A 20,049-nucleotide genomic window follows, 5' to 3' on the forward strand; every position below is an offset into this window, starting at 1 on the left:
TTATAACACTGATGTCAAATCATTGATGGAGGTGAAAAGTTTAATATTGTCTGTAATGTGTTTGTAATCAATGTTTTCTGTCATTCTACCGATAGCCCAAAACACGGAATTGTCTATCAGAATTTCTTTTTTAATTTTGTTTACATAATCATTTACAGAAACAGGATTGGGTTCAACAGTCATGTAGCAAATGAAAGTTATGTTGTCAAAGTACCGTTTAACATCTTTTATGCTCTCAATAGGTACGGTGGCTCCCAAATAGATTGTTTTGTAACCTTTGAGTTGTATTTCATAATTTAAATACATCAGGCCTAATTCGTGGATTTCATTATCGGGTAAGTACAAAACGAAAACCTGATCAGCATATGTGTTTTCCTGAGTTTGAATTTTTTCAGTATTAATTAGTATTTTCTGTTTGATTAAATTACTGATAAAGTGTTCGTGAGCAATGCTGATAGTGTTGGTTTGCCATAAGTAGCCTACTTCTTCTATAAGAGGGATAAAAACATCAAAAAACACTTCTCGGAATGTCTTTTCGGAAAGTAATTTGTTATAAGTCGTAAAAAAAAGCGATTGATCAAAATTCATCATGGCCATTTTAAAGGCACTGATGGCATGATGCTTTGCACTTTTGTTTGAAATAATCTCATTGACTAATACCGGTATTCTCTCTTCAGATAGTTTGGAAATTTTAGAAATCTTATATCCATGATTGTGAAGAAGAGTGATGTTCAATAACTTTTGGAGGTTAATTATATCATATAGTCTAATGTTGGTTTCCGTTCGCATGGGCTCCAGTACATTATATCTTTTTTCCCAAATACGAATGGTGTGAGCTTTAATCCCGGTAAGGTTTTCCAGGTCTTTTATGCTGAAAACATTTTTTACATTGTTCATCTTTTATTTCAATTTGTTAAACAAAATTAACAAAATTTGAAAGCAATCGTACTTTTTTGAATAAAATTTGTAAAAAAAGAGCAAACTCAATATGAATTTGCTCTTACAATGTGACCACGATCAGATTCGAACTGACACGTCTTGCGACACCACCCCCTCAAGATGGCGAGTCTACCAATTTCTCCACGTGGCCATAAACAAAAAAAGTCATTCGTCTTGACGAACAACTTTTTGTGACCCGACTGGGGCTCGAACCCAGGACCCCAACATTAAAAGTGTTGTGCTCTACCAACTGAGCTATCGAGTCTTTGGCAATAAGAAGAAGAAAATTGTGACCCGACTGGGGCTCGAACCCAGGACCCCAACATTAAAAGTGTTGTGCTCTACCAACTGAGCTATCGAGTCTTTTTCTTTTCTTGAATGCGGGTGCAAATATAAGGCCTTATTATTTATATTTCAAAGCAATTTTGTTATAAATTTACCTTTTTTTCTCAACGCTTGTTAACGGCTTAATTTATAAGGTTTTATTGTAATGCGGAAAATTATTTTGATAGGTTATATGGGGGTAGGTAAGACTACAATTGCCCAATTATTGGCCAAAAAAATGAAAATGAAATGGGTGGATTTAGATGAAATCATAGAAAATGAAGCCGGAATGTCGATAACTGCAATTTTTCAAACCAAAGGCGAAATCTATTTTCGTAAACTGGAACACACTCTTTTTAAAAAACTCGCAGAAAGCGATGAGCCTTTGATTATCAGTACCGGAGGAGGAACTCCCTGTTATGCCGATAATCATTTGTTTTTAAACGGGGAAGGCAAGGATTCAATTTACCTTAAGGCTTCCATTGCTACAATTTTTGACCGCCTTAAAAAGGAAAAAAATCATCGCCCTTTGATTGCGGAACAGTCTGAAAAACAGCTCAAAGAATTTATTGCCAAAAATCTCTTTGACAGAAGTTATTTCTACAATCAGGCGACACATAAGATAGACATTGACAACAACAGCCCTGAAACCATTACTGAAGAAATTCTACACATATTAAGTTAAGTAGGCGTAACTGTTGTCTGTTTCAAAAACTACATTTACATGTTCTTTGGAAGATGTGGAAAGTGAAATACCTTTAAAGTCCGCTTTTACTGGGAATTTTTTGTGATTGCGGTCAACCAGAACAACGGTTTTGAATTTTTTTACAGGAACCTCCAGAAAATGTTTTACCCCGTAAACCAAAGTAGTTCCCGAATTCAAAACATCATCTGCCAATACAATGCACTTGCCGCTGTAGACTTCTTTAGAAATGGATGTGCTGATGGGGTTAAATGGATTTTGCTTGTCTATTTTAACTTCACACAAAGTTACTTTGATGTCTGAAATATTGCTTAAAACCGCATTGATTTTTTGAGCTAGAACATAGCCATTGCTGGCAATTCCGGCTAAAACAATTTCGTTCTCATCGGCAAAGGTTTCATAGATTTGATAGGCGATGCGACGTATTTTATTTTCAATTTGTTGGTGGTCTAAAATGAGGTTTAGTTGCATTGGCTGTATGTTGTTTTTTAGTTTTCGTCTTCTTCGATGTCAAATTCAAAATCCTCCAAATCCCTTCTGTCTTTTTTGGTAGGTCTTCCGGTTCCTGTTTTGCGATAATGTTCTTTGGAAAGTTTCAAAAGTTCCAGATGAGCAAACGTTTCAGGTGGGGTGTCGTCTTTGCGATACATATCCACTAACTTGGCACCAACCCTGTTGCCGGGGATATCTAAAACGGTTATTTCATAAGTAATTTGATCTTTTCTGAAAGTGATTTTATCAGTAGGGAAAACCTCTCGGGAGGCCTTAGCTACCTGACCATTCACGGTTATTTGATTTTTCCGGCAAGCTTCGGTGACCATGTTTCTGGTTTTGTAATAGCGAACGCACCACAGATATTTATCCACTCTCATTTTTTTTCCAAAATCGACGTTAAATTGTTTACAAAAATAAATCAATATTGTATCTTGCGCGCTTAAAAAGCAAATAAAAATGAATAATTTTTTCAAATCAATAGTTGTATCATCACTGTGTTTATTGGTCGTTTCCTGTTCGAAAAGCGACAGCAGTACGGAACCACTTCGTGATTATTCCGCACAAAATATTACGGATATGGCAAATATTGAGGCATTCATGAAGTCACACCATATGGAAGTGTCGTCAAACTTTGATGTGACTTTTACTGAAATACCTTCTGGAGGTACCGAAGTATCCATTTGGGACCAAACTACATACGAAAGAAAAGTAAGGACTGTTACAGTAAAACAGGCTGATGTTGATGTGGAATATAAAATCTACTATTTTGAATTTCAACAAGGTTCGGGTACAAAAAGTAAGTCACCTTGTAATGTTGATAATGTATATTCAGCGTATCACGGTGAGTATATCTATACTTCAACAAAAACAGTTGGTGATCAATCAATCACTACATACAATTCTAAAATGTTTGAAGAAAAAATTAATCCGGTTTATTTAAATTTATCTACAACTATAAGGGGCTGGAGTGAAATTTTTCCGAAATTTAAAACCGGAGATTATGTAAGCAACCCGGACGGAACAATTAGCTATAGTAATTTTGGAGCCGGTCTTATGTTCATCCCTTCAGGATTGGCTTATTATGGATCAGCTATTGCGGGAATACCGTCGTATTCACCACTTATTTTTAATGTTAAATTGTATGAAGTTCAACGAAACGACCAAGATGGTGATGGAATTCCTTCATACCAGGAAGATTTAGACGGTGACGGTTATGTTTATAAATTGGAAACAGGAGTAACGAATCCGGATAATACTGACGGTATTGCGGTACTGAAACCTGACGGTATAAACTTTTGGCCAACTGATGAGATTCCGGATTATTTGGATTCTGATGATGATAATGACGGAGTATATACTAAAAATGAAATAAAATATACCGGCGCCGATAATGTTGTTCGAACTTATCCGTTTGATGGAGCGGCAGTTGATGATCCTTTGACAATTTATGTAAATGAAATGCAGGGAATACCAAGTTGTTCCAATGATTATACTTCTCCGACAAGATTGAGAAAACATCGTGATCCAAACTGTCAATAAAACAATAAAAAAAGCCGCTGTAAGCGGCTTTTTTTATTTAGAATATTTTTTATTTTCTTTTTAGAACTTTTTCAACAGCTTCCACAATCGCCTGATTGTTCAGTTTGTATTTTTCCATCAGCTGTTCCGGAGTACCACTTTCACCGAAGCTGTCATTGACGGCTACAAACTCTTGTGGTTTTGGATTGTTCAGGGTTAACAATCGTGCCACACTTTCGCCCAAACCTCCCAGGAAATTGTGCTCTTCGGCAGTGACAACACAACCGGTCTTGGCTACCGATTTTAAAATAGCTTCATCGTCCAAAGGTTTAATCGTGTGAATATTGATAACCTCTGCAGAAATGCCCTTAGCTTCCAGTTTTTCTGCTGCAATTAAGGCTTCCCAAACCAAATGCCCGGTAGCAATAATGGTTACATCGGTTCCCTCATTCAGCATAATTGCTTTCCCAATCACGAAAGGTTCGTCTGCAGGCGTGAAGTTAGGCACCACCGGACGGCCAAAACGCAAATAGGCCGGACCGTGATGGTCTGCCAAAGCAATGGTAGCAGCTTTCGTTTGGTTGTAATCACAAGTATTGATTACGGTCATGCCCGGCAACATTTTCATCAAACCAATATCTTCCAAAATTTGGTGGGTAGCTCCGTCTTCTCCTAAAGTTAATCCGGCGTGAGACGCACAAATCTTAACGTTTTTATCTGAGTAAGCTACTGATTGACGTATTTGGTCATATACTCTTCCTGTAGAAAAGTTAGCAAAAGTTCCGGTAAACGGAATTTTACCGCCTATAGTTAATCCTGCTGCAATGCCAATCATGTTGGCTTCGGCAATTCCGATTTGAAAAAAGCGTTCCGGATGATTTTTTTTGAAATCATCAAACTTTAATGATCCGATTAAGTCGGCACATAGGGCTACCACATTTTCATTTTTCTGCCCTAACTCAGTCATACCTGCCCCGAATCCGGAACGGGTGTCTTTACTTCCTGTATTTTCGTATTTTTTCATAGTTTTAATAATCTCCTAGAGTTTCGGCATTTTGTGCCAATCCGTTAGCTAATTGTTCGTCATTTGGGGCTTTACCGTGCCAAGCGTGGGTATGCATCATAAAGTCAACACCATTACCCATTACCGTGTGTAATAAAATACAAACCGGTTTTCCTTTTCCGGTGCGGCTTTTGGCTTCTTCCATTCCTTTTATAATGGCTTCAATGTTGTTTCCTTCTTTGATTTCCAAGACGTCCCAATCAAATGCTTCAAATTTGGCTTTCATATTGCCCATATTCAACACTTCATTGGTAGAACCGTCAATTTGCTGTCCGTTGTAATCTATAGTAGCAATCAAATTATCAACCTTTTTGGCAGATGCATACATAATGGCCTCCCAGTTTTGTCCTTCCTGCAATTCTCCGTCACCGTGTAAGGAATAAACGATGTGGTTGTCACTGTTGAGCTTCTTAGCTTGTGCGGCGCCAATAGCCACTGACAAGCCTTGTCCTAATGAACCGGAAGCAATTCGAACCCCTGGTAGTCCTTCATGAGTAGTCGGATGTCCTTGTAAACGGGTATTCAATTTTCTGAAAGTAGCCAATTCCGATACAGGGAAATAGCCACTGCGTGCTAAAACACTATAGAAAACAGGAGAAATGTGACCATTGGAAAGGAAAAACAAATCCTCACCAATCCCGTCCATGTTGAATCCAGGATTTCTTTTCATTTGATGTTGGTACAATACAGTTAGGAATTCGGTACAGCCTAGTGAACCACCCGGATGCCCTGAATTTACAGCGTGTACCATGCGAAGAATGTCTCTTCTGACTTGTGTTGTAAAATCTGTTAGTTGTTGAATGTTAGCCATTGCATGTAGTTAAAATTATTCGGGTTCAAAAGTAATTTTATTTTTCGCCAAAGGCAAAAGTTTTAGTAATTAGTTATTAAAGGGTTATCAATACCGAGCGGTACCAAAAAACAGAAGTTGGAATTGTGTAATAAAGAAATGTTATTTTATAATAATGGGGAAGAAGCTTTGAGTAACTTTACGTCATCCCAAATGTATTGAATATGAGAACGACACAAACTATTTACTATTTAGACGACGATATCGAAGATGTTGATTTTTTTAAGGAGGTCGCAGAGAGCCTCGGTCATATTGTCAAAGGATTTACGGATGGCGGCAGACTTCTGATGACTCTGGAATTAAAAGAGGAAAAACCGGATTTGATTTTTCTGGATGTGCACATGCCCATCCTCAACGGGCAGGAGATTTTGGAGGTTATCAAACGCTCGGATACATTAAAACACATTCCCATTGTAATGGTTTCAGGAGCTTATCCTAAAAAGCTGGTTCGCCATTTTTCGGAACTGGGGGTCAATTATCTCATGAAAAAATCCCACGTTCACGACTACAAGGCGGCCGTTGAAGAAGTGCTCAACAGTTATTTTGATGATGAAAAGGAAGTAGGTTAAAACAACTTCATTTTCACAAGATAAGGATGGACTACGGTATTAATATCGTCTGATATCGCAAAACGGTAGTTCAGATACAGGTAGAGTATGCCAATCAAAATCGATTTCAGGCCAATATTAATAATGGGGAGAAAAGGGAAATCCCAAAAGTAAAACAATAGAAAGCACAGAACCAAAATACCGAGCGATTGCAACGTCTTATAGGTAAACGGATATAAGTTTATTTTTTTGACCACAAAGAACAACTTCGTTGTATTGTAAATGGCTACCGTAATCAAGGTCGCAAAAGCGGAGCCCTCGATACCGTACAACGGAATAAAAATCATATTGAGCGCAATCATCAGGACTACAGTGAGTACTCCGAACAAAAGTACAGTCCGATAGTAACGGGTATTTACAATGATAGAGTTGTTATTGCCTAACAGGACATCATAAAATTTGGATAATCCGATAAGAAACACCACAACGATACCCCCACTGTAATCCTTAGGGATAAGGAGGTACATTTCTTTAATGTTTACAAAAATCAGCAACATGATAAATCCACCGATGACCTGAAGGTTTATGGCGCTTTTTTTGTACAATTCATTCAACTCATCGTACTTTTCCTCTACCATTAAGCGGGCGGTTATGGGCGCTATGATTTGGGTCATGGCGCGGCTCGGAACAGCGATGACTGTTGAAATAAATATAGCAACAGCATACAGGGCATTTTGACTGATGTCTTTGTATTGCGGAATCATCACCTTGTCAAAATCCACCAGCATGACGGCCACACCACCGGAGACAATTATAAACAACGAATAATAAATAATTTCCTTGACGTTATCAGGAATGACAAATCGCAACACGGGCATTTTTACTGAAATGGCATAGAGTTTCATCCCGAGTAATTGCGCAAAATAGGCCAGGGCAACACAATACACAAAGGTGTCTTTGGACAGCCAATCAAAGTGAACGGCAATCAGCAACAGCATGACAATAAAACGAACGAGAACTTCACTGATAAAATTTCCAATCACGGATTGCATGTGAACTTTAGCCCAGGCATAGAACACTTCAAAATAGGCCATAAATAAACCTACGACCGGAATAAGCCAAAAGAAGGGACGCAAGGTTGGGTTTTCACTAACCCAGCTTTGCGAAATGGCATCATAGAAAAAATAAAATCCAAACCCCAGCGGAATAATAAAGAACAACGGCAGAAAGAGCATGAAAGTGAGAAACTCGTCGCGCTCTTTTTGATTTTTATAAGAGGAAAAGAAACGAATTAAAGTGTTTTGAGCCCCAAAAGCCATCAAAGGCATCATAATATTGGCACCGGAAAGGATGGTTGCAACAATTCCGTAATGCAGTTTCCCTAAAAAATTGGTGTACAAAAACAAGGCGTTCACCGCACCAATTCCGAATCCCAGAAAGGTAATGATGGTATTTTTAATCGATTGACTTTGTACGATTCCCATTTTCGAATTTATGAATGGTAAGTGATGAGTTTTGCCAATTGCGTCGTTAAACTCTTTCGGGAATACTGTTGTAACCCCACGGCATGCACTTTTAAATTTTGATTTTGGTACTCCAGAAAGTATTTTAAAAGTAGTGATTTCAGTTTTTCTTTTTCATCATAAGTAAAGAAAACTCCGGTGTTGGTTGTGGTAATGATTTCGGCAAAGTCAGAGCCTTCAGGACCAATCGCGACTATAGGTCTTTCGGAAACCATATACTCAAACAATTTCCCCGGAATAATGCTTTTAGTGTCTTCCGAATCAATTTCAATAAGAAGCAAAACCTGTGATTTGCGTTGGTGTGCTACGGCTTCCTGATGGGAAAGATAACCCAGATTGTCAACATAATCCTGTAATCTGAATTCAGTAATCGTGTCCAGTACTTCCTGACTGGTAGCGCCAATTAATTTTAAACGAAAAGCAGCCTTAAAGTCTTTGTTTTCCTTGACCAATTCCTGTAAAGCTTTCCATAAAATACGGGGGTTTCGATCGGATAAAAACGAACCGATATGCGCTACGGTGAATTTTTCATCCAAAGGTTGTTTTTCTATTTTTTCCACATCATAGCCGTTCGTAATGACCTCTATGGATTTAGAAGTCAGAGCACTAAATTCCGCCTTGGTGGTTTTACTGGTAACAATGATGGTATCGGCTGAATTTAGTACTTCTTTTTCCAGCGCTTTGTGTTTTTTCTCGGCATAAGACGAAAGTTTCAGCGCCTTGTGGTACCCAATAGTAGTCCAAGGATCCCTAAAGTCAGCCAGCCAGGTGATATCCAAATCCTTTTTTAGTTGCAGGCCTATGAGATGCAAACTGTGTGGTGGTCCCGAGGTTACTATGGTGTCTATATGGTTTTCTTCGATGTATTTTTTTAGGTATTTTACCGATGGTTTTACCCACAGAAAACGGGCATCGGGAATAAAAATATTCCCGCGTATCCAAAGCAGTGTTTTTTCTAAAAAGGATTGTTTTTTCTGATTCGGAATAATCCCTGAACTGATTTTTTTAGTCTTCTTTTTAGAGAAAAACGAAGCAAAACCATAAGGCTCAACAATCTTGTTTTTGAGGATAATGGCTTGGTCAGAAACCTCGCTAACCAAACCCGTATCAACAATCGGGTAGGTGGGATTCTCCGGGATATAAACAATCGGTTGTATGTTGAAATCAGGAAGATACTTGACAAACTTCAACCAACGCTGTACCCCGGGTCCGCCTGCCGGTGGCCAGTAATACGTGATGATTAAAAGTTTTTTGGGCTCGGCCATTTACTCCTTCTTTTTCTTTTGTTCAAAATAAATTCCGCCGATAATCACCAATAGCATCCCGAATGTACTGAACAAGGCAATGTTGCCTCCTGTTTTTACCACTTGCGGCTCAAACCTGAATTCAATAGTGTGTTTTCCTTTAGGAATTTCCAATCCGCGCAACACATAATCTACTCTGTAAATCGAAGCGTCTTTTCCGTCAATAGTAGCTTTCCAACCGTCTTTGTAATAGGTTTCGGAAAACACGGCAAATCCGTCATTGGCATTATTGGAAGTATAGCGGATGTGATTCGGTTTGTAATCATTTATCTGTATCGAGGCCAGACTGTCTTTGGTGAATTTTTGCAGACCGATGCTTTTAACTAAAGGTTCCGCTTCATAAATGGCGACTTTTTTGGTGTCTGCCTTTTCTAAGGTCTTTATGGCTTCATCGGCTGAGTTTACTTTTTTCAGTTCCGAGATAAACCAAGCATTGCCATTGATGTGTGGGTTGGTAATCGGCACACTTTGTCCGTCTTTGACTTCCACCAAAAGGTATTTGACATTTAAGGCATTCAACATAGGAATGTCGGCAGTCAACGTTAGGGTTTGCGGGTCGATATTTTTACCCAAATCGTTCAGTTGCCTGTCGATGATATAATCAAAGACCTGTTCGTAACGGCGAGGACGTACGGCGCTGTAACCGCCCACTGCTTTGTGGAAATACGAAGTTCGTCCCTGTAATCGTCCCTGCAATTCATACACGCGGTAGATGGATTTGTCTTTCAGAATCTCTTCATCAGCCGGGGTTGATTGGAAAGGTTGTTCCACTTCATGTGCCGAGGCAAACTGTTTTGGGGTGTTGCTCACGTAGTTTTTGTCGATAAAGAACAAGTCTCCAATCATAAAAATTCCGATGAGGATAACTGCTGTGTTTTGTTTGAGTTTCCCTTTTAAGAAGAACCAAAGGCAGGCAAAGACCACCAGCATCAGGAATCCGGAACGCAACAAATCAGCCGAATATAAAGTCGCCCGGTCAGCTTTTAAGGCATCTACAAAAGCGGTTCCCATTTCTTTGCCATAGGCCTGAACGTAATAACTGTCATTGGACCCGGTAAAAGAGAACATGCTTTTGGCTAAAAATAAAATAACAAGTAAACCTATCGATGTACCTGCTGTATAAAGCAATGACTTTTTCTGGTTTTCAGTGTCTTTAAAAAACGAATGCAATCCCATGATGGCCAAGACCGGAATGCACAGTTCCAAAATGACCTGTATGGATGAAACCGCTCTGAACTTATCATACAACGGTACATATTCGATAAAGAAGTTGGTCAAGCCCGGGAAGTTTTTTCCCCACGACAACAATAAGGACGCCAGAGCACCGGCTAAGAAAGCATATTTGATTTTGCGTTTGTCATGGTATAAGGCCAAAACACAAAGGAAAAACACCACAGCCCCAATATACGCCGGAGCTGCCACTATCGGTTGGTCTCCCCAATAGGTGGGAGCCGTTTCTACAAATTGTTTGGCTTCTTCTTCTGATGCTCCCTGATTCAATACAAACTCATATAATTTACTGTCGGTACTGATTTTTTCAGTGTTGCCTCCTCCGAACAGACGAGGCGCAATAAGGTTGAAGCTTTCTGCCAAACCGTAGCTGTACTCCGTGATGTAGTCTTTAGACATTGAAGAAGTTTCGTCGTTTTTAGAACCGTCCGGTTTGAACGTCAGCTCGCTTTTGCCACGCATACTAAAATCGGTGTATTCTTTGGTTGCCAGTAAATTGGCTGCATTTACACCTACTGCAAGAGTGACGGCCACCAAGAAGGTAGCGGCTATTTTGGGTAAAGATTTTAAATCATTTGTTTTGATAAGTTGATATAAAAAGTAACTGCCTAAAATCAATAAAAGCAACAGCAGGTAATAAGTCATCTGAAAGTGATTGGCATTGATTTCCAATGCCACAGCCAACATGGTCAATACCCCGCCAAGGAAATAGCGCTTCTTAAAGACGAGGATAAACCCGGCCACGACCAGAGGCATATAGCCTATAGCATGCGCTTTGGCATTGTGTCCCACACCCAGAATGACAATTAAATAGGTGGAAAACCCAAAGGCTAAGGCTCCTATAAAAGCCTTGAGCGGGTCGGTTTTTAATACCAATAATAAAGAGTAAAAGCCTAAAAAGTATAAGAACAAATAATCGGCCGGACGGGGCAGGAAGCGAATCAGGTCATCCAGCTTTCCGATGTAATCGTGTGGGTAATTGGCCCCCAACTGATAGGTGGGCATACCGCCAAAAGCGGAATTGGTCCAGTACGGTTCGGTGTGGTATTCGGCACGAAAATCATTCTGCTCTTTGGCCATTCCGGTATATTGTACGATATCAGACTGGGCTATTTTCTTGCCTTGCAGCACAGGATAAAAGTAAACTAAAGAAATGAGGATAAAACCGATAATGGCTAACAGATGCGGGTAAAACTTTTGAAGTTGCTTCATTTATTTTGGTTTGAAAAGAAAGGTTTTGACTATTCGACTTCTTCAAAATCAACGTACTCGCCGACGATTTTTTTGGATTTCGGTGTTTCAGGTGTTGGGGTTTGGGTAGTGTGTTGTTGGTAGCTTTGTTGTTGCTGTTGAAATTGTTCTGCCGCTTTATCCATCATTTTTTGTGCCATCATCGGTAAAAACAAACGCGCTAAAAACTTCATGATGTAGTAAAAAGCAAAGATGAATAAAATGGTATCTAACAGACCACTGAATGATGCGGTTTCCATCGTTTAAATTATTTTTTGTCAAAAATACGAATTTCCACAATGCAATTTTCGCTTTGACTTCTTAAATATTTGACACGAGCGCAGCGAACTGGCAAAGCAGATTAAGAGGAGGACTGCCAGTGGCAGTCAGGTACACGAACCATAGTTCGTGATATTTGATAATATCAAAGGGTCAAAGTTTCTGGAATCAATAAAAAATACTACTTTTGAAACACTAAGTTTCAACGCTTAAAACTCACTCATCATGATGACCCTAAAAAGACTGTTTCTTCTTGGCTTTCTCCTGCTTTCAACTACACAATACGCCCAATACACCGATATAATCAATTCCAACAGACCGGGTGAATCGATGTCGGCTTTCTCTGTGGGTAAAACCGTCATTCAGGCAGAAGGCGGGGTATATGCCGTTAGGGAAAAACACGATTTGCTCCGCTATGAAGCCAATGGTTTCGGTACAGAAGTTGACCTGCGTTATGGTGCTTTTTTTGACCAGTTTGAATTTAATTTGAATACCCAATACCAATACGATTGGTATCAGGCTCCTTTGATAAACGACACAAGAGGTGGGTTTAAACAGTTTACGTTGGGAGCCAAGTATTTGGTTTACGATCCCTTCTTAAAGGAAGACAAACCCAATTTGTACAGTTGGAAAGCCAATCACAGTTTTCATTGGGATGATTTTATTCCGGCAGTAGCGGTCTATGGTGGTTTCAATCTGCAGTTGGGTACCAATCCTTTTACTTTTGACGGCGATGCCAAAATCAGCCCGAAAGTCATGGTGATTACCCAAAACCAATTTGGGAAACACTGGGTTTTTGTAACCAATATATTGGCGGACAAGTTCACGACCAAATTCCCTACCTACGGTATCATTGCGACCATGACCCGAGGGTTCAATATGCGTTGGTCGGGCTTCCTGGAGCTTCAGGGCTATAAAAGCGATTATTATGCCGATACTGTTTTCAGATTGGGAGCGGCTTATTTGGTCAGAGAGAATATTCAGTTGGATCTTTCATTGGGTAAAAATGTAAAAGAAACACCGTCCTTATTGTATGGTAGTGTAGGAGCTTCATGGCGTTTTGATGCCAATTATGAAACGAACTACAAACGAGTTAATAAAAAAGAAATTAAGGACAAGAAAGACAAAAAAGATAAAAAATCTAAAAAAGATAAAGGTAAAAAACGCAAAGACGAAGTTGAATTAGAAAACACCAAATAATGATTACCATAGTTGAAGCCAACACTAAAAAGCTGCTCACAGCCTTTGTGAAATTTCCTTTTTTACTGTATAAAAACCATCCGTATTGGGTTCCGCCGTTGATTAACGATGAACTGGAGACTTTTGATAAAACCAAAAATCCGGCCTTTGCTACTGCAGAGGCTACGTTTTATCTGGCTTATAAGAACGATACCCTTGTAGGCCGAATTGCCGCCATCATCAATTGGAATGAAGTCAACGACCAGCAAAAAAAGAAAGTGCGTTTCGGTTGGTGGGACGTTGTGGATGATGTGGAAGTGACCAAAGCGCTGCTCGAAAAAGTATACGAGCTGGGCAGAAAGCACCATTTAGAGTATGTGGAAGGCCCAATGGGATTTTCCAATCTCGATAAAGTAGGGGTGATGACCGAAGGTTTTGATGAAATAGGATCTATGATTACCTGGTACAACTATCCCTATTATAAAGAGCATCTGGAGGCTTTGGGTTATGTGAAGGAAAAGGAATATCTCGAAAACCGGTTCTCTTTTGTGAATGTAAAAACAGATTTTTTCATTAAAGCCAATGAACTGATTAAGAAACGCTATGAATTGGAATCGCTGAATTTCACGAACACCAAGGACATCATGCCGTATGTAGATAAAATGTTTGACCTGTTCAATGCCAGTTATGCCGGGTTGTCTTCTTTCGTGGCCATTACAGAGGTGCAAAAAGAATACTTCAAGAAAAAATACATCAGCTTTATCAATCCGGAGTACATCAAGTTTATCGTTGATAAAAATAATAACATGATTGCTTTCAGTATCGTGATGCCGAGTTTTTCCGAAGCCTTGCAGAAAGCAAAAGGCAAATTGTTTCCCTTCGGGTTTTACCATTTACTCAAGGCCAAAAAAGAGAGTAAGGATGTATTGTTCTATCTCATAGGTATTGATCCGGAATACCAAAGCAAAGGGGTAACCGCTATGGTTTTTAACGAATACTACAAGGTCTTCAAAGCGAAAGGCATTCAAAACTGTATCCGAACTCCGGAGTTGGAAGACAACCACGCCATTCATAATATGTGGAAACATTTTGATCCGGTAACATTCCGAAGAAGAAGAACCTATATGAAAACCTTATAGCTGTTGTTTCGGGTTTCCATTGCCCGACTTTTTTTGAAAAGTTGCGGAGAAACGGATAAAATGACCGCCGTCAAATTCCCAAATGACGGCGGTCATTTGTTTCAAAGTTGCTCAAGTATTGGTAATTTGACCGCCGTCGTTTGTCGGAGCCTTCAGCAAGTTTGGTACGCTTTATGCTATAGGTTTTAAAGAATACTTCTTGTGTAACTTTAAAATGTTTTTGATTATGGCTATCCAAATAACCGCCGTCGGAAAAATCAGTCCCACTCAACCCACTCAGCCCATGAAGTATTATCCCAGAGCGGTCAAGACAGGGGTTGTTGATTTAGAAAAGCTTTCCATGCAGATTGCCGAAAGTACCACACTCACCGAAGCCGATTGTCAGGCAGTGGTCATCAGTTTGGTGGCTACGGTTTCCAGAGCTTTGGCCGAGGGCAATATTGTTCGTTTAGGCCATTTGGGGTCTTTTCAGATTAGCCTCAAAGGAACGGGTAGTGAAACGCCTAACATGGTGACAGCCAAAAACGTTCGGAGTGCTTCCATTGTATACCGCCCGGGCTACCGTTTCAAAAAACTGTTAAAAAAATTAGACTTTAAGATCAAAAAAAGATAGTTTTCAGATAAAAATGAAGACTCTTTTTTCTCTGATAACCCCTTGAAAGCTATTGTATCAATACGCCATAAAGTTGAATTTGTGTCGTTTATCGATGAAATGGTTTGATTGGTAGAAAACTTTGGCCTTTTTTAACATTTACTTATAATTCTGTCTAATTTTATCATCCCTAACAAATCTACTGTTGCCTGTTTTTATAAATGGACTCCCATTTTTAAGAATAAAAACCTTTGAGGCTAACCCCAAAAATACTGAAAAGACCTATTCGTGATGTGGTATTACTTAATACCTAACATTATGAAAAAAAGTACATTATTGAATTTTTTAGGCTTTCCCTGTAGTGACAGTTATGTCTCCGGCAGTGAAAAAAACGGCCTGAAATTGGATTTTTCCAAAACGACAGTTTCGGAAAGTAGTTACTCTGAAAGTAATGATTCAAAAAGTCAACGCGTGATTAGCCTAGTTTTGCTATTCGTGCTTTTTTTGTTTTCTAACTTTTTAACGGCACAAACCATCACTATTGATGGTAATCCGTCAGATTGGGATACTTCCAATTTTAACAATTTCCCGGTGAGAAGTTACCAACTCGATCCCTATGGGACAGGGGTAGTTGACACTCAGTTCACCAGTTCCAAAGACTTCTTCTTAGCCGGTGGTGGCGGTCAAGGCCACTTGGGCTGGGTTTTGGGGCAAACCAAAGCCAAAAACGATATCGCCAACTCGGCTGCCGTTGTGAATAACGGGATATTGTATTTTGCAGGAGACCGAACTTCGAACAATGGGGATGCCCAAATTGGTTTTTGGTTTTTATTGAACGGTACCGCTCCGGCACCGGGTGGAACCTTTGAACCGCCTCATGTACGTGGTGATTTATTGGTTTTGGCCGATTTTACCGGTGGAGGGGCTACCGCTACTGTAACCATCTATAGATGGATTGGCGGACAAGCCGTGACTCCGGGTTCCAGTGTCGTTCCAAATACCGATGGGAATCTGGAAACGACTAACTTGGTAGGTACTGTTGCTGAAAACAATGCGGCTTCCTATCCGATTCCGGTAGGTTGGTCATTCTTGAATCCTACCTATGCAACTAATGAGTTTTATGAAGGACAGGTAGATTTAACCAGCTTAGGTTTGGTGAATACTTGTTTTTCAAGTTTTATATTAGAAGCGCGTTCCTCACAATCAGTAACCGCCTCCCTTGACGACTTCGTGGGTGGTGCGTTTAATGTTCGTCCTGCGGTTAGCATCAATAATGTTACCGTATGTTCGGGGCAACCGGCTGTGTTTACCGCTACCGCTACAGGAGGTATTGCTCCTTTAACTTATTCATTCAATGGAGGTCCGTTTACCTCTTCTAATACGTATACGATTGATCCGGCTACGGCCAACGCTACCGTTACAGTAGTTGTTCAAGGAGGACCACCAAACAACTGTCAATCGCCAACCGTTACCGGTACTTTGACGATTAGTCCGGCGCCAACAGTGGTGACACACGATCCGGCTCCGGTATGTGCTCCACTTACGGTTGATTTGACTGCAGCAGCAGTGACTGCCGGTACTACTCTTAATGGAGCTACATTGACTTATTGGACAGATGCAGGGGCAACTATTCCTTTGGCAAATCCAAGTGCAGTGTCTGCTTCAGGAACTTACTATATTAAGGCTACAACATCAGCAGGTTGTTATGATATTAAACCGGTTAATGTAACGGTAATACCTAGTATTCCAATTGAAATTCATTGTTCTTCCAATGTTAATGCCAGTGCTTGTGCTTATGCTGATCAAACAGCTTTAAACGCTGCATTTGCTACATGGGTAAGCGGATTTACCGCTACCGGTGGTAATGGAACTTTACTTACTTCCGGGTTAGAAAATCTGGTAGCTCCTGTACTTTGTACCGGAGGTTCAGTAACGGTTAATTTTAGTGCCTCAGACAGCTGTGGAAAACAAGCCTCTTGTTCAGGAACTTTTACGATAACTGCTCCTGCAGAAGTGACCACCAATGCTCCGGCTAATGCGTCAGCTAATGCTTGTGCTTATGCAGACCAAGCGGCTGTTAATGCTGCGTTTGCTGCGTTCTTAAATGGCTTCAGCGTAAGTGGTGGTTGTGCTCCGCAAGGCAGCTTTACCGGTACTCCGGTAGCACCGACTTTATGTCAAGGCGGAACGACCAGTGTGACGTATAATGTAACTGATAAATGTTATAGTGGTTCAGTAACCCGTACCTTCACGGTGACTGCTCCTGCAGAAGTAACAACCAATGCACCGGCTAACGCTTCAGCTTCGGCTTGTGCCTATGCTGACCAAGCGGCTGTTAACGCTGCGTTTGCTGCGTTCTTAAACGGCTTCAGCGTAAGTGGTGGTTGTGCTCCGCAAGGCAGCTTTACCGGTACTCCGGTAGCACCGACTTTATGTCAAGGTGGAACGACCAGTGTGACGTATAACGTAACTGATAAATGTTATAGTGGTTCAGTAACCCGTACCTTCACGGTGACTGCTCCTGCAGAGGTAACAACGAATGCTCCGGCTAACGCTTCAGCTTCAGCTTGTGCTTATGCTGACCAAGCGGCTGTTAATGCTGCGTTCGCTGCCTTCTTAAACGGCTTCAGTGTAAGCGGTGGTTGTGCTCCTCAAGGAAGCATCCAAGGCCAACCGGTAGCACCGACTTTATGTCAAGGCGGAACGACCAGCGTGACGTATAACGTAACGGATAAATGTTACAGCGGTTCAGTAACCCGTACCTTCACGGTGACTGCTCCTGCAGAAGTAACAACGAACGCTCCGGTTAATGCTTCAGCTTCGGCTTGTGCTTATGCAGACCAAGCGGCTGTTAACGCTGCATTTGCTGCGTTCTTGAACGGCTTCAGTGTAAGTGGTGGTTGTGCTCCTCAAGGAAGCTTTACCGGTACTCCGGTAGCACCGACTTTATGTCAAGGTGGAACTACCAGTGTGACGTATAACGTAACTGATAAATGTTACAGCGGTTCAGTAACCCGTACCTTCACGGTAATTGCTCCTGCAGAGGTAACAACGAACGCTCCGGCTAATGCTTCAGCTTCAGCTTGTGCTTATGCAGACCAAGCGGCTGTTAATGCTGCGTTCGCTGCGTTCTTAAACGGCTTCAGCGTAAGTGGTGGTTGTGCTCCTCAAGGAAGCGTCCAAGGCCAACCGGTAGCACCGACTTTATGTCAAGGTGGAACGACCAGTGTGACGTATAATGTAACGGATAAATGTTATAGTGGCTCAGTAACCCGTACTTTCACCGTAATTGCTCCTGCAGAAGTAACAACTAATGCTCCGGCTAATGCTTCAGCTTCAGCTTGTGCCTATGCTAATCAAGCGGCTGTTAATGCTGCGTTTGCTGCGTTCTTAAACGGCTTCAGCGTAAGTGGTGGTTGTGCTCCGCAAGGCAGTTTTACCGGTACCCCTGTAGCACCAACTTTATGTCAAGGTGGAACTACCAGCGTGACGTATAATGTAACTGATAAATGTTATAGTGGTTCAGTAACCCGTACCTTCACCGTAATTGCTCCTGCAGAAGTAACAACCAATGCACCGGCTAACGCTTCAGCTTCGGCTTGTGCCTATGCAGACCAAGCGGCTGTTAACGCTGCGTTTGCTGCGTTCTTGAACGGCTTCAGCGTAAGTGGTGGTTGTGCTCCTCAAGGCAGCATCCAAGGCCAACCGGTAGCACCGACTTTATGTCAAGGTGGAACTACCAGCGTGACGTATAACGTAACGGATAAATGTTACAGCGGTTCAGTAACCCGTACCTTCACGGTGACTGCTCCTGCACAAGTGACAACCAATGCACCGGCTAACGCTTCAGCTTCAGCTTGTGCTTATGCAGACCAAGCGGCTGTTAACGCTGCATTTGCTGCGTTCTTGAACGGCTTCAGCGTAAGTGGTGGTTGTGCTCCTCAAGGAAGCATCCAAGGCCAACCGGTAGCACCGACTTTATGTCAAGGTGGAACTACCAGTGTGACGTATAATGTAACTGATAAATGTTATAGTGGTTCAGTAACCCGTACTTTCACGGTAATCGCTCCTGCAGAGGTAATCACTCATGCTCCGGCTAACGCTTCAGCGAGTGCTTGTGCTTATGCAGACCAAGCGGCTGTTAATGCTGCGTTCGCTGCCTTCTTGAATGGCTTCAGCGTAAGTGGTGGTTGTGCTCCTCAAGGAAGCATCCAAGGCCAACCGGTAGCACCAACTTTATGTCAAGGCGGAACGACCAGTGTGACGTATAATGTAACTGATAAATGTTACAGCGGTTCAGTAACCCGTACCTTCACCGTAACTGCTCCTGCAGAGGTAACAACAAACGCTCCGGCTAACGCTTCAGCGAGTGCTTGTGCTTATGCAGACCAAGCTGCTGTTAATGCTGCGTTTGCTGCGTTCTTAAACGGCTTCAGCGTAAGTGGTGGTTGTGCTCCGCAAGGCAGTTTTACCGGTACCCCGGTAGCACCAACTTTATGTCAAGGTGGAACGACCAGTGTGACTTACAATGTAACGGATAAATGTTATAGTGGTTCAGTAACCCGTACCTTCACGGTAACTGCTCCTGCAGAAGTAACAACGAATGCACCGGCTAATGCTTCAGCTTCGGCTTGTGCTTATGCAGACCAAGCGGCTGTTAACGCTGCGTTTGCTGCATTCTTAAACGGCTTCAGCGTAAGTGGTGGTTGTGCTCCGCAAGGTAGCTTTACCGGTACTCCGGTAGCACCGACTTTATGTCAAGGTGGAACGACCAGCGTGACGTATAATGTAACTGATAAATGTTATAGTGGTTCAGTAACTCGTACCTTCACGGTGACTGCTCCTGCAGAGGTAACAACAAACGCACCGGCTAATGCTTCAGCTTCAGCTTGTGCTTATGCTGACCAAGCGGCTGTTAATGCTGCGTTTGCTGCGTTCTTGAACGGCTTCAGCGTAAGTGGTGGTTGTGCTCCTCAAGGAAGCATCCAAGGCCAACCGGTAGCACCGACTTTATGTCAAGGAGGAACTACCAGTGTGACGTATAACGTAACTGATAAATGTTATAGTGGTTCAGTAACCCGTACTTTCACGGTAACTGCTCCTGCAGAAGTAACAACTAATGCACCGGCTAAT

General features: G+C 41.4%; 16 protein-coding genes and 3 tRNA genes. 7 read left to right on the forward strand and 12 right to left on the reverse strand.

The features are described 5' to 3' along the window. The 4 genes from ACSVH6_RS10720 to ACSVH6_RS10735 all read right to left on the reverse strand — a co-directional run bounded on the left by ACSVH6_RS10720 (position 1) and on the right by ACSVH6_RS10735 (position 1,302). Positions 1-897: a MerR family transcriptional regulator gene (locus ACSVH6_RS10720; RefSeq protein ID WP_438078327.1), complete on the reverse strand. Its 897-nt coding sequence runs from the start codon at positions 895-897 to the stop codon at positions 1-3. Between the two features lie 111 nt (positions 898-1,008). Next, positions 1,009-1,090, reverse strand: a tRNA-Leu gene (locus ACSVH6_RS10725). 41 nt (positions 1,091-1,131) lie between these two features. Continuing rightward, positions 1,132-1,204: transfer RNA gene (locus ACSVH6_RS10730), tRNA-Lys, on the reverse strand. 25 nt (positions 1,205-1,229) lie between these two features. Beyond that, positions 1,230-1,302: transfer RNA gene (locus ACSVH6_RS10735), tRNA-Lys, on the reverse strand. A 127-nt stretch (positions 1,303-1,429) separates the two neighbouring features. Here ACSVH6_RS10735 and ACSVH6_RS10740 point away from each other — a divergent pair. Continuing rightward, positions 1,430-1,948 (forward strand): shikimate kinase, encoded by a 519-nt coding sequence (locus ACSVH6_RS10740; RefSeq protein ID WP_438078329.1) that lies wholly within the window; start codon positions 1,430-1,432, stop codon positions 1,946-1,948. On the opposite strand, the gene ACSVH6_RS10745 is transcribed toward ACSVH6_RS10740, so the two are convergent. Both ACSVH6_RS10745 and ACSVH6_RS10750 read right to left on the reverse strand, forming a co-directional pair. Beyond that, positions 1,940-2,437 carry a phosphoribosyltransferase family protein gene (locus ACSVH6_RS10745; protein ID WP_438078331.1) on the reverse strand — a complete coding sequence of 166 codons (498 nt, stop codon included), beginning with the start codon at positions 2,435-2,437 and terminating at the stop codon, positions 1,940-1,942. The two genes, ACSVH6_RS10740 and ACSVH6_RS10745, sit on opposite strands and share 9 nt — an antisense overlap. Before the next feature lie 17 nt (positions 2,438-2,454). Beyond that, a complete protein-coding gene (locus ACSVH6_RS10750) occupies positions 2,455-2,838 on the reverse strand; it encodes an RNA-binding S4 domain-containing protein (RefSeq protein ID WP_438078333.1) in 384 nt (127 codons plus the stop codon). A gap of 79 nt (positions 2,839-2,917) precedes the next feature. On the opposite strand from ACSVH6_RS10750, the gene ACSVH6_RS10755 reads away from it, so the two are divergent. Further along, positions 2,918-4,000, forward strand: a complete 1,083-nt coding sequence (locus tag ACSVH6_RS10755; RefSeq protein ID WP_438078335.1) for an FKBP-type peptidyl-prolyl cis-trans isomerase — start codon at positions 2,918-2,920, stop codon at positions 3,998-4,000. 49 nt (positions 4,001-4,049) lie between these two features. On the opposite strand, the gene ACSVH6_RS10760 is transcribed toward ACSVH6_RS10755, so the two are convergent. Continuing rightward, the gene (locus ACSVH6_RS10760; protein ID WP_438078337.1) at positions 4,050-5,003 is read right to left on the reverse strand and encodes a transketolase family protein; all 954 of its coding nucleotides are present in this window, start codon (positions 5,001-5,003) and stop codon (positions 4,050-4,052) included. A gap of 4 nt (positions 5,004-5,007) precedes the next feature. Then, positions 5,008-5,853: a transketolase gene (locus tag ACSVH6_RS10765; RefSeq protein WP_438078339.1), complete on the reverse strand. Its 846-nt coding sequence runs from the start codon at positions 5,851-5,853 to the stop codon at positions 5,008-5,010. Positions 5,854-6,056: 203 nt separating this feature from the next. Between ACSVH6_RS10765 and ACSVH6_RS10770 the strand changes: the two genes are divergently transcribed. Then, positions 6,057-6,461 carry a response regulator gene (locus tag ACSVH6_RS10770; RefSeq protein ID WP_438078341.1) on the forward strand — a complete coding sequence of 135 codons (405 nt, stop codon included), beginning with the start codon at positions 6,057-6,059 and terminating at the stop codon, positions 6,459-6,461. On the opposite strand, the gene ACSVH6_RS10775 is transcribed toward ACSVH6_RS10770, so the two are convergent. Genes ACSVH6_RS10775 through ACSVH6_RS10790 form a run of 4 tightly spaced genes read right to left on the reverse strand, consistent with a single transcriptional unit; the run spans position 6,458 to position 11,987 of the window. Continuing rightward, on the reverse strand, positions 6,458-7,924 hold the full coding sequence (locus ACSVH6_RS10775; protein WP_438078343.1) for an oligosaccharide flippase family protein: 1,467 nt from the start codon (positions 7,922-7,924) through the stop codon (positions 6,458-6,460). The genes ACSVH6_RS10770 and ACSVH6_RS10775 overlap by 4 nt on opposite strands. 8 nt (positions 7,925-7,932) lie before the next feature. Continuing rightward, on the reverse strand, positions 7,933-9,228 hold the full coding sequence (locus tag ACSVH6_RS10780; RefSeq protein ID WP_438078345.1) for a glycosyltransferase family 4 protein: 1,296 nt from the start codon (positions 9,226-9,228) through the stop codon (positions 7,933-7,935). After that, positions 9,229-11,709: a YfhO family protein gene (locus ACSVH6_RS10785; protein WP_438078347.1), complete on the reverse strand. Its 2,481-nt coding sequence runs from the start codon at positions 11,707-11,709 to the stop codon at positions 9,229-9,231. A 29-nt stretch (positions 11,710-11,738) separates the two neighbouring features. After that, positions 11,739-11,987, reverse strand: coding sequence for a DUF4834 domain-containing protein (locus tag ACSVH6_RS10790; RefSeq protein ID WP_438078349.1), 249 nt, complete (start codon positions 11,985-11,987; stop codon positions 11,739-11,741). A 244-nt stretch (positions 11,988-12,231) separates the two neighbouring features. Here ACSVH6_RS10790 and ACSVH6_RS10795 point away from each other — a divergent pair, with 244 nt between their 5' ends. The 4 genes from ACSVH6_RS10795 to ACSVH6_RS10810 form a co-directional block, all read left to right on the forward strand. After that, the gene (locus ACSVH6_RS10795) at positions 12,232-13,206 is read left to right on the forward strand and encodes a transporter (protein ID WP_438078351.1); all 975 of its coding nucleotides are present in this window, start codon (positions 12,232-12,234) and stop codon (positions 13,204-13,206) included. Further along, on the forward strand, positions 13,206-14,324 hold the full coding sequence (locus tag ACSVH6_RS10800; RefSeq protein ID WP_438078353.1) for a GTP cyclohydrolase: 1,119 nt from the start codon (positions 13,206-13,208) through the stop codon (positions 14,322-14,324). The genes ACSVH6_RS10795 and ACSVH6_RS10800 overlap by 1 nt, the downstream gene beginning before the upstream one ends. A 226-nt stretch (positions 14,325-14,550) precedes the next feature. Further along, on the forward strand, positions 14,551-14,937 hold the full coding sequence (locus tag ACSVH6_RS10805; protein WP_438078355.1) for an HU family DNA-binding protein: 387 nt from the start codon (positions 14,551-14,553) through the stop codon (positions 14,935-14,937). Between the two features lie 297 nt (positions 14,938-15,234). Next, positions 15,235-20,049: hypothetical protein (locus ACSVH6_RS10810; protein ID WP_438078357.1), on the forward strand; the 4,815-nt coding region annotated here is incomplete at its 3' end.

Source organism: Flavobacterium sp. XGLA_31, from assembly GCF_051547105.1.
In the GTDB taxonomy this organism is placed as follows: domain Bacteria; phylum Bacteroidota; class Bacteroidia; order Flavobacteriales; family Flavobacteriaceae; genus Flavobacterium.

Coding starts and splice junctions, on each gene's coding strand:
- ACSVH6_RS10720 (WP_438078327.1), bottom strand. CDS start 897: ATGAACAATGTAAAAAATGTTTTCAGCATAAAAGACCTGGAAAACCTT.
- ACSVH6_RS10765 (WP_438078339.1), bottom strand. CDS start 5,853: ATGGCTAACATTCAACAACTAACAGATTTTACAACACAAGTCAGAAGA.
- ACSVH6_RS10795 (WP_438078351.1), top strand. CDS start 12,232: ATGATGACCCTAAAAAGACTGTTTCTTCTTGGCTTTCTCCTGCTTTCA.
- ACSVH6_RS10780 (WP_438078345.1), bottom strand. CDS start 9,228: ATGGCCGAGCCCAAAAAACTTTTAATCATCACGTATTACTGGCCACCG.
- ACSVH6_RS10745 (WP_438078331.1), bottom strand. CDS start 2,437: ATGCAACTAAACCTCATTTTAGACCACCAACAAATTGAAAATAAAATA.
- ACSVH6_RS10740 (WP_438078329.1), top strand. CDS start 1,430: ATGCGGAAAATTATTTTGATAGGTTATATGGGGGTAGGTAAGACTACA.
- ACSVH6_RS10800 (WP_438078353.1), top strand. CDS start 13,206: ATGATTACCATAGTTGAAGCCAACACTAAAAAGCTGCTCACAGCCTTT.
- ACSVH6_RS10750 (WP_438078333.1), bottom strand. CDS start 2,838: ATGAGAGTGGATAAATATCTGTGGTGCGTTCGCTATTACAAAACCAGA.
- ACSVH6_RS10790 (WP_438078349.1), bottom strand. CDS start 11,987: ATGGAAACCGCATCATTCAGTGGTCTGTTAGATACCATTTTATTCATC.
- ACSVH6_RS10775 (WP_438078343.1), bottom strand. CDS start 7,924: ATGGGAATCGTACAAAGTCAATCGATTAAAAATACCATCATTACCTTT.
- ACSVH6_RS10785 (WP_438078347.1), bottom strand. CDS start 11,709: ATGAAGCAACTTCAAAAGTTTTACCCGCATCTGTTAGCCATTATCGGT.
- ACSVH6_RS10755 (WP_438078335.1), top strand. CDS start 2,918: ATGAATAATTTTTTCAAATCAATAGTTGTATCATCACTGTGTTTATTG.
- ACSVH6_RS10770 (WP_438078341.1), top strand. CDS start 6,057: ATGAGAACGACACAAACTATTTACTATTTAGACGACGATATCGAAGAT.
- ACSVH6_RS10805 (WP_438078355.1), top strand. CDS start 14,551: ATGGCTATCCAAATAACCGCCGTCGGAAAAATCAGTCCCACTCAACCC.
- ACSVH6_RS10760 (WP_438078337.1), bottom strand. CDS start 5,003: ATGAAAAAATACGAAAATACAGGAAGTAAAGACACCCGTTCCGGATTC.